This is a genomic window from Halomonas sp. 3D7M (assembly GCF_014897885.1).
Classification (GTDB): domain Bacteria; phylum Pseudomonadota; class Gammaproteobacteria; order Pseudomonadales; family Halomonadaceae; genus Vreelandella.
Genome location: NZ_JABUZF010000079.1, coordinates 86208 through 95541, shown reverse-complemented (window position 1 = coordinate 95541; position 9334 = coordinate 86208). Strand labels below are relative to the sequence as shown.

Genomic DNA, 9334 nt, shown 5'->3' with positions numbered 1-9334 from the left:
GACAAGTTTTAAAGGTGGCATACGCCGAAAGCAGAAAAAGGCAGCACTGGATGAAAGCTATTTAGCGACGATATTGGCTGGATGAAATCTTTCATGCGTTTGCCCTGCCGTCGCACGCCTAGCATCATGGCCAAGAACTCGTGGGTTAGCTGCAATCTATCTGATTTGGCGCGGTCTTGGGTCATTAGCAGCCAGCGGGCAAGGCGTTCCTCAATCCGGTGAAAATGGATGCAGGCCGCTGAGTTCGCTAGCTGATTAATGACGACGTAAAGGTACCGTTTTAGCCGCAAATGCAATACTGGGCACTCTACCAACAGCCGTTGAAAACTAGCAGCGTTGATACGCAGTGCTCCCCCAGCTCCCTGAACAACTGCGAGCAGAGGCGCTTCTTGGATACCGAGCATCAGTGAGAGACCAAGCATGCCTTCACGTCCCGTCATCGCCACTTCAAGGCGGCTATCCCCATGAAGAATAACGATCTGTGAAATGAAACTGGTGATGGGGAAGTAGGCGTGGGTGACTGTATCGGTAGCGCGGTAAAGTTCTTCGCCAAAGGTAAGCGACACAGTCTCGCAATTGGCCATCAAAGCGTCTTGCTCAGCAGTGGGTAGGTCAGCAAGAAGTTGATTGGCATCAGCAGCGTGAAAAATAGACGTCATGTGCCTCTCCGGTTGAAAGAACCTGGCAAACGGCACAATGAAGATCGCGATCATTTTGATGTCGGCTGCAGATGTACCATCATCTGTTTTTAATGGTACATACACATATTAACACTGGGGTGAATTAAGTGTCGGCACGCTAGCGTACATAGCGCGTTGGTGCTTTTGGCATTATATTAGCGGCTTCACTAATGTTGCTCACATAACGTCATGGTGCTTGAGTAGCCGATCATACTCGCGTTTGACCACTGAGTAGCACTCGCAGACTCGTGCTTCCAACCCAAGACGGTCGATGACTTTGATATGCCCACGGTAGTATGAGATCAAGCCAGCCTTTTGAAGTTTACCCGCTGACTCGGTGACTCCCTCGCGACGCACGCCTAGCATATTGGCAATTAATTCCTGGGTCATCACCAGTTCATTTCCTGGCAGCCGATCAATGCTGAGCAACAGCCAGCGGCATAGCTGTTGGTCGACGCTGTGGTGACGGTTGCATACCGCTGTCTGCGCCATCTGGGTCAGTAAGGCCTGGGTATAGCGAAGCAGTAGTCTCTGCATGGCGCCGGCGCGGTAGAACTCGTTTTTGAGCAGCTGTCCTTTAAGCCGATAAGCATGTCCTGCGCTCTGTACGATCGCTCGGCTGGGGGTGGTTTCACCTCCCATAAAGAGCGAGACGCCTACAATTCCCTCGTAGCCGACTATAGCGATCTCCGTCGAGGCGCCGTTCTCCATCACGCATAGCAGCGAGACGATGGAATCCAGCGGAAAGTAGACATGACTCATCTGCTGACCAGGTTCACTAAGTGATTGACCCAATGTCAGCGTCACTCTTTCAAGGTGAGGCAACAGATGCGCAAGATCATCTCTGGGAAGTAGTTCTAGCAACGCATTTTGCTTGAAATTATTCGGTTCAAGCATTGAATATCCTCATTATCCTAAGCTTAGATGCAGCTTTCTTTAGCCGCCGCTTCTACAAGGGAACCCTTGTGGATGTACGCCCTCCAGCCGATAGACATTCTCCTTTCAAGTATAGAGTGCCTTGAGACAATCTCTGTACGCTATCGCACATAGGGCTGATTTGTGGACATGAGTGCCGCCAATTTTAATTTAAATAACTTGCGGCTTATGTTCGCTAGCGCACAGTGAATTATTTATCTACCGCCTAATGTCACTATCAGTGTGGCAAGGGATATGCCTGAACAGGATGTTGCACTGTGCTCTGCAAGGAAAGCAGCGCCGACCTTACCCTTGGGCAAGGCTACACATGGATAAAAACGTCATGCTGTACGGTGGTCACCAAAACAATAACGCCCAGACGACAGAAAATGATGCCGAGCAAGGTGCCGACGAGCGGTTGCGAAGTGTCGAGAATGCCCTGCAAGTAGAAAGGGATTGGGCTAAAGCAACACTAAATTCAATCGGTGATGCTGTTTTGACGACCGATTTGAGCGCCAGGATTACCTATCTGAACTGCGTTGCTGAAGTGTTAACCGGTTGGACAAGTTTAGAGGCGCTTGGTAAACCAATTGATCAGGTCTTGAAACTCGTTCATATCCAAACTTACGAGCCCGTGCCTAACCCAGCGCTAAGAGCGATAGACGAAAATCGCACGGTAGGGTTGGCTCTGGACTGCGTGCTGATTCGCCAGGATGGTAGCCAGCTAGAGATAGAAGATTCGGCGGCTCCTATCCATGATAGCCATGGTGTTACGGTAGGGGCGGTAATTGTATTTCATGATGCCAAGCACTCTTTAACACGCGCAGAGCAACTAGCCTATCAGGCCCACTATGATGCGCTAACCAAGCTGCCTAATCGTTTTCTATTTGCAGAACACTTTGCTCGCGCTATCCGTCTAGCAAAACGGCACGACCATTATGTCGCACTGCTATATTTAGATATCGATAACTTTAAGTTCATCAATGATTCACTTGGCCATACTGTTGGCGACAGTCTGTTGCAGCTCGTCGCTAACTGTCTCAGTGAATGCGTACGTGCTACAGACTCCGTGTCCCGACAGGGTGGGGATGAGTTTATAGTGTTGCTTAGCGAAATTGAAAAACTAAGTGATGCTGCCAGAGTGGCAGAAAAAATCCTTCGGGCATTAGCGATACCATGCTGTCTTGGTCACTATAAACTAGGCATTAGTGTCAGTATCGGGATCAGCCTCTATCCTGATCATGGGGCAGATGAACATAGTTTGCTCGAGAATGCCGACACCGCTATGTACCGTGCAAAGAAAAGCGGTCGACATCAATACCAAGTATTTAGCTATGATATGAACAATAAGCACTGGCAATGTAAGCATAAAGAACGTTGAACTCGTTTAGCTATCCATTCTATTAGAATTCACTAGACTCAAACGTTACGCTCATGTGGTGTTGTACGTCTGGGAGTCGCTTTTATGACACGATTTTATCGCCGTTTTAGTGTGATGTTGCCGCTTGCGTTTCCCGCTTTGCTGCTTAGCTCAATGGTTTATGCGGCTGCTCCGCAGGCGAGTACCTCGGTATTAAGTGCTGAAGCTTCTGACCCAAACCAGTTAGGCTGGATGCAGGGTTTCCCACCGGCGCCGAAGCAGTTGATTGGCCAGCCAGACTCCAACTACTTTAGTTTCCCCAAAATGCGCTGGACGGTGTGCCACTTTCGCGAGCTGTTGCCTACTAAGCAGGTCAGCCGTGGGTTGGGCGCACCTGCTCCTTTGCCCTATGCATTAGATGACGCGATAAACGCTGTCACCTTCACTCCAATTGACGCTAGTGAGCCTATGTCGTGGCAGGCGTCGCTGAATGAAAACTACACCGATGGTCTGCTGATTCTTCACCAAGGCCAAGTGGTGTATGAGACTTACTCTGGCTGTTTGGATGAAACGGGCCAGCACGGCGCTATGTCGGTGACTAAATCGATGACCGGCTTGCTAGGTGAGATTTTGGTGGCAGAAGGCGTGTTGGATGAGCAGGCAATCGTAGGCGATATACTGCCGGAACTTGCCGATAGTGCTTTTGGTAACGCTACGGTGAAACAGCTACTTGAGATGACCACAGGCCTTGCTTACAGCGAAGATTACAGTGACCCCAACGCTGAGGTCTGGGCCTACAATGCAGCGGCAAGCCCGCTCCCCAAGCCAGACGATTACACTGGGCCGCGTACTTATTATGAGTATCTTGCAACGGTACAACCGGAAGGGGAGCATGGGCAGGTCTTTGGCTATAAAACGATTAATACCGATGCACTTGGCTGGGTGATCGCGCGTACGACGGGTGAATCGGTGGCGTCATTGCTGTCATCGCGTCTTTGGCAGCGGTTAGGCATGGAGCAGGATGCTTACTTTACCGTGGACTCCATTGGTACGCCGTTCGCAGGGGGCGGTTTGAGCGCTGGCCTTCGGGATCTGGCCAGGATCGGCCAGTTGGTGCTCAATGAAGGCGTAATGGACGATGAGCGGCTATTTCCAGCAGCGGCGGTTGAGCGCATTCGGGAAGGTGGCGACAGGCAAGCGTTTGCCGCCGCGGGATACCGTTATTTACCGGGCGGTAGCTACCGTGGCATGTGGTGGTCTCTGCATAACGAGCATGGCGCCTTTGCCGCAAGAGGGGTGCATGGACAAACCATTTATATTGACCCCACCGCTGAGATGGTCATTGTGCGTTTTGCATCGCACCCGGTGGCGGGAAATGCGGCTAATGACCCGACTTCACTTCCCGCCTATCAGGCGGTTGCAGAGTATTTAATGGAAAAAGCGGCTATGACATCTGAGTAGTACGCCAAACGCTGCTGTATATATCTGCATAAGGTTATTTTTTTCTTGAGATTAAAACTAAAAACTCCGGTTTGAATTATTTACAAACCGGAGTTTTTTTACGTGTTCAGCTTATTGGAAAGCCAAAAGCTTGAGGTGATTTTAGGCGATCAAGCTACGGGTACACTGCGTTGATGAGTGGTTGTTTGTTCGGCGTTATCTGCTGGAGAGGTTCTCCAAATGGCAATGTTGGCGTAGCCATAGAAGATAGCGATTACCAGTACAAGCATGTGATACCAAAGGAATGGCAGGTAGCTCAGTGTTGAAACACCGAGGGTGGCGGCCATAAATACACCGCCGTCTGTCCATGGCACCATAGGAGTTGTAATAGTACCGCCTGCTTCTGCGTTACGAGAGAGAACGCGACGATCGATCCCCTGTTTGTCGTAGTTCTTCTCAGTTATCGTGCTGGCGGTAATGAGTGAGACATAGGCTGCGCCACCAAAGAAGTTACCGAAGAATCCACCCAACATGGTTGAAAGGGTAAGTCGACCTGGATTGTTGGCCCAGCTCAGAAACCCCTGGCTGATAGCCTGTAGAATGCCGACCCGTTCCATTAAACCGCCTAAACCAAGCGCGAAAAGAATGAGGGCAACGACACCCAACATAGACTCTATTCCGCCACGGTTAAGAAGAGTGTTGAGAAACGCTTCATCAGACTGCATTGCATTGCCGGAATAGGCGGTTTGGATCGCATCAACGGGACTCATGTCCTGCACTAGCCAAGCACAAATACTGCCAAGGAGCGCACCTAATGTGATGACAGGGATGGCTGGCAAGCGACGAGTCAATAGGATAATAACAACGGCCGCTGGAAGCAGCAGCCAAGGCGTTATTGTGAAGTGGCTTTCCAGAGCCTGCATGGCCGCTGCTGCTTGAGATGTGTCTGCTGTGTCGCTGATATAGAAAAAACCAACGGTGATGAACAGTATCGACGCGATGATAACCGCAGGCCCGCTAACCCACATCATCGAGCGAATATGGTCTATAAGGTTCACCTTACATAGTGACGCAGTCATCACTGTTGTATCGGAAAGCGGTGACATTTTATCACCTACGTACGCGCCTGATATCACGGCGCCAGCAACCAGTGGTAGCGGGATACCAAAGCTGTGACCGATACCCATCATCGCTACCCCAGCCGTTCCCACTGTACCAAAGGAAGTACCGGTAGCTAGAGACGTTAAGGAGCAAATAATAAAAGCTGCGAAAAGGAAAATCTGTGGATTCATAACTGACAGGCCGTAATAAATAATGCTCGGTACGATACCGCCTGCAATCCAGGTGCCAATCAGCGCCCCCACGGTAGTGAGCACCAGAACGGCCTCCATGCCATTATGAATACCTTTAATAAGCCCTTCCTGCATGTTTTCGTAGGAAAGTTTAAGTTTTAAGCCCAGCCCCATAATCAAAAACCAAGAGGCGAACAAGGCAAGTTGTATAGGGAGTTCGAGTAAGCTGATACTGACAAACATGATGGCTATAAAGCCGAACATGATCGCAAAAACCTCTATCATGTTAGGCAGTCTTGCGAGACCTTTTGGTGAAGACATAATAGCTCCTATGACGTTGTTCTTAGGGTTGGGGTGTCGCTTGCTAGGAAAATCGGCTTAGCCGATAGGGAGATAAATCAATGGGCAGTTGGCAGTGCAGTTGAGCTTGTTGGTTTTCTTGCTTGGCCAGCTGGCTAATAATTTCGGCTGTAATAGCGGCTTGAGTAAGGCCAAGGTGATGGTGCCCGAAAGCTAGTAGGACTCTGCCGCTTTTAACGCTATCGATAATAGGGAGTGAGTCGGGTAACGAGGGACGAAAGCCCATCCAGGGTTTAGCTTCGGTAGTATCTAAGTCGTTTTTGAAGAGCCCTTGGCTGAGTTTATGCAGTTGCCAAGCGCGTTGCATATTGGCTGGTCGATGGAGCCCGGCAAATTCGACGGTACCTGCCAAGCGTAATCCCTCATCCATGGGTGTCATGATGAAACGACGCTCCAACGAGGTAACCGCCATAGGCAGCCGATGCCGTTCATGAGGCAGCATCAGGTGATAGCCCCTCTCCGTATCAAGAGGAACTTTGGTACCCGTTAGTGTGGCAGTGAGATGGGCAGAATGAGCTCCACATGCAATAAGAACTTTGCCAGCCGTGAAGGAGGACGAGCTCGCGGTCTTCAGCGTCACACCGTTGCCATGGTCTTGGCCTGATACGACGTTTTCTTGTCTAAACTGCACTCCATTGGCTTTAGCTGCGGATACGAGTGAGTTGACGATCTGTGAGGGATTAATCGTATGTGCGGTGTCAGGGAAGAATAGCCCGCCTTTAATGCTGTCTGACAATTGAGGAGCAGTGTTTTTAATTGCACTGGCTTGCCAGTATTCAACGGCTACTTGCTGCTTAGTCATCTTTGTGTGAAGTGTTGCTAACTCTTCGGCAGCGCTATCCTTTTCATAAACCAGGAGAGATCCGTCTTCCTTTAACAGATACCTGCTGTCTATGGTTTCGAGCAGTCGACGCCAAGCATCCAGACTATTTTCATTGAGAGCACGGATACCTGCCACGCTGGCTTGGTAGGGAGTCTTACGTAGATTCCAAAGTAGTCGAGTAAACCATGGTAGGGCCTTGGGGACATAGCGCCAATCTAAGCGTAGCGGCCCCATTGGATCCAGTAGCATTTTGGGTAGTCGCTTAACAATGGCTGAATCGGCAATAGGAAAAACCTGCTCCGTTGCCATATGGCCCGCGTTGCCAAACGATGCACCCATACTCGGATGCTGGTGGCTGTCTAGCACCAAAACACGCAAGCCTTGTTGGCTCAAGGATAGGGCGCAAGCGCTACCTACCACTCCTGCACCGATAACGATGACATCGGCATCCTCTTTCGAGCCGCTACTCTTCGTGCTTCGTGGATTCATGAAGCTTCCTTAATTCTATTTTTGTAGATTGTATAAAATATATCTCAGGTTTGTGAATCGGATCAATACCGTCAACGACAAATATTGATAAGAAATGGCAGGAGAGGAGCGCCTTGCGATGGCGAGGGGGCAAGCAGCGAGCGGTAAAAATGGAACTACCTAGTAGTTCAATGGTGCTTATCGGGTGGAAACGATAGGAACAGGGCTTAATTCGCCAAAACTATTCGAATAGCCGGAAGACGCTAGTGTTAGCAAGCCGAAGTATATGAAGAGGGGAAGTGGTGCTAGAAGTAGTATTTATGACTTAAGCAGAAGAGGGAGAGACAGCTAATGGCTAGGGTAGGATAGTTAAAGTGGCACTCATACTTCAAAGTGCCTCAGCTTGGTTGGATCGCTCTCCAAGTACCGCGATAATACTTCCACAGGCGTCTTCAATGTGGGTTTTAAGCAGCTGGCAGGCATTGTCGGTGTCGCGTTGGCGCGCTAGCTCCAGCAACTCATGGTGTTCCTTTTCAGCTTTTGTGATCTCTTGGGAGTAGACGAGCTGCATGCGGATATAGCGATCTGATTTAGTATTTAACTGATGAATGATAGCGAGCGTTTCTGGAAGCTCGGCTGGCGCATAAAGTGCCAAATGAAAGGCATAGTTGTACTCACTCCAATTGTCGACTTCGCCACCGCGATTTAGAGCGTCGTCATATTTGCGCAGTATATCCTCGGCTTTATCGAGGTCTGCTTCAGTGAGGTTATCAATGGCATGCTTAAGTACATAGGTCTCAAGCAGAATCCGTAGCTCGAAAAGTTCTCGAATTTTGCTAACGGAAAGCTCGGTGGTAAAAGCGCCACGGTGAGCATAAAACTCCACTAGCCCTTCTGATTCGAGGGTTAGCAAGGCCTCCCTGACAGGGATACGGCTGACATCATAGTCGCTGGCTAGGGCGTCCTGACGAAGTTGAGTACCGCCCTTGAACTCACCGCCAAGGATACGTTTGCGTAAGTCGTCGGCGACGAAGTGTGCTCGTGTTTTGAATGTCGCCATGGTTCACGTCCATCCTGAAAGTTAATTTGCACATTTTATACAAACCTATATAGATGTCCATGGCTGGTAGTTGAATGGTTAGTAATTGAACCGTTGATCAGCTCACATGGCTCAATGCATGATGCGCCGCTCTCCCCAGAGGAGAGCGGCTCAAACTCCTATGGATCAGCCTTCACGTTCTCCATTAACCAGGCGCTTAAGTGACAGTGGGTTGCTATGCTGCAATGCCTCTGGCAAAAGTGCATCCGGTAGATCTTGATAACAAATAGGACGTAAAAAGCGAACAATAGCTGCGGTACCTACAGATGTGGTGCGCGAGTCCGACGTTGCTGGGAAAGGGCCACCATGGACCATGGCATCGCAAACTTCGACGCCTGTTGGCCAGCCATTGACGAGTAGCCGACCCGCTTTACGCTCCAAAATTGGCAGCAGGTTGCGAGCAACTTCCTGATCGGCATCCTCCAGTTGAAGGGTGGCGGTCAACTGGCCTTCAAGCGCCTCCGCAACGCGCTGAACCTCGTTCTGGTCTTGGCATTCCACTACCAGCGACAACGCGCCAAAAACTTCTTCCTGCAGTGTTTTCTCAGCCAGAAAATGAGCCGCAGAGGTTACATAAAGAGCCGTTTGGCATTGGTTTGGGCCAGCTCCTTTTTGACCGCAAGCTACTTCGTGGACTTTACCTGTCGAGGTAAGGGCTTGCACACCGTTGGTATAGGCTTGATGAATGCCGGGCGTAAGCATGGTTTGAGCGCTGCTGCTCTCGACCGCTTGGCGTGCCGCTGCAATGAACGCGTCTAGCCCCTTAGACTTTACTGCAATGACTAACCCAGGATTAGTACAAAACTGGCCAGCTCCCATATTCAACGAGCTAATGAATTCTGCCCCCATGCTGGCACCACGTGACTCCAGCGCCGCTGGTAGAGGGAATACTGGATT

Annotated in this window: 8 protein-coding genes; 2 read left to right on the top strand and 6 right to left on the bottom strand. The window is 50.2% G+C overall.

The window, feature by feature from the left end:
• Positions 1-8: 8 nt before the first annotated feature.
• Positions 9-659, bottom strand: coding sequence for a Crp/Fnr family transcriptional regulator (locus INT22_RS02970; RefSeq protein WP_226912361.1), 651 nt, complete (start codon positions 657-659; stop codon positions 9-11).
• Positions 660-857: 198 nt separating this feature from the next.
• Positions 858-1577: a Crp/Fnr family transcriptional regulator gene (locus INT22_RS02965; RefSeq protein ID WP_193067652.1), complete on the bottom strand. Its 720-nt coding sequence runs from the start codon at positions 1575-1577 to the stop codon at positions 858-860.
• A gap of 346 nt (positions 1578-1923) precedes the next feature.
• On the opposite strand from INT22_RS02965, the gene INT22_RS02960 reads away from it, so the two are divergent.
• Together INT22_RS02960 and INT22_RS02955 are read left to right on the top strand one after the other, a co-directional pair.
• Positions 1924-2976 carry a diguanylate cyclase domain-containing protein gene (locus INT22_RS02960; protein ID WP_193067651.1) on the top strand — a complete coding sequence of 351 codons (1053 nt, stop codon included), beginning with the start codon at positions 1924-1926 and terminating at the stop codon, positions 2974-2976.
• An 84-nt stretch (positions 2977-3060) separates the two neighbouring features.
• Positions 3061-4416 (top strand): serine hydrolase domain-containing protein, encoded by a 1356-nt coding sequence (locus INT22_RS02955; RefSeq protein WP_193067650.1) that lies wholly within the window; start codon positions 3061-3063, stop codon positions 4414-4416.
• Between the two features lie 149 nt (positions 4417-4565).
• Here the strand turns inward: INT22_RS02955 and nhaC are convergent, their stop codons facing one another.
• The 4 genes from nhaC to INT22_RS20215 all read right to left on the bottom strand — a co-directional run.
• Positions 4566-6008 (bottom strand): Na+/H+ antiporter NhaC, encoded by a 1443-nt coding sequence (nhaC, locus tag INT22_RS02950; RefSeq protein ID WP_193067649.1) that lies wholly within the window; start codon positions 6006-6008, stop codon positions 4566-4568.
• A 43-nt stretch (positions 6009-6051) separates the two neighbouring features.
• Entirely contained in the window at positions 6052-7359 is a 1308-nt protein-coding gene (locus INT22_RS02945; protein ID WP_193067648.1) for an NAD(P)/FAD-dependent oxidoreductase, read from the bottom strand.
• Positions 7360-7726: 367 nt separating this feature from the next.
• Positions 7727-8398: a GntR family transcriptional regulator gene (locus INT22_RS02940; RefSeq protein WP_089039576.1), complete on the bottom strand. Its 672-nt coding sequence runs from the start codon at positions 8396-8398 to the stop codon at positions 7727-7729.
• Positions 8399-8563: 165 nt separating this feature from the next.
• The coding region (locus INT22_RS20215; protein ID WP_226912360.1) for an aldehyde dehydrogenase family protein at positions 8564-9334 on the bottom strand (771 nt) is incomplete at its 5' end.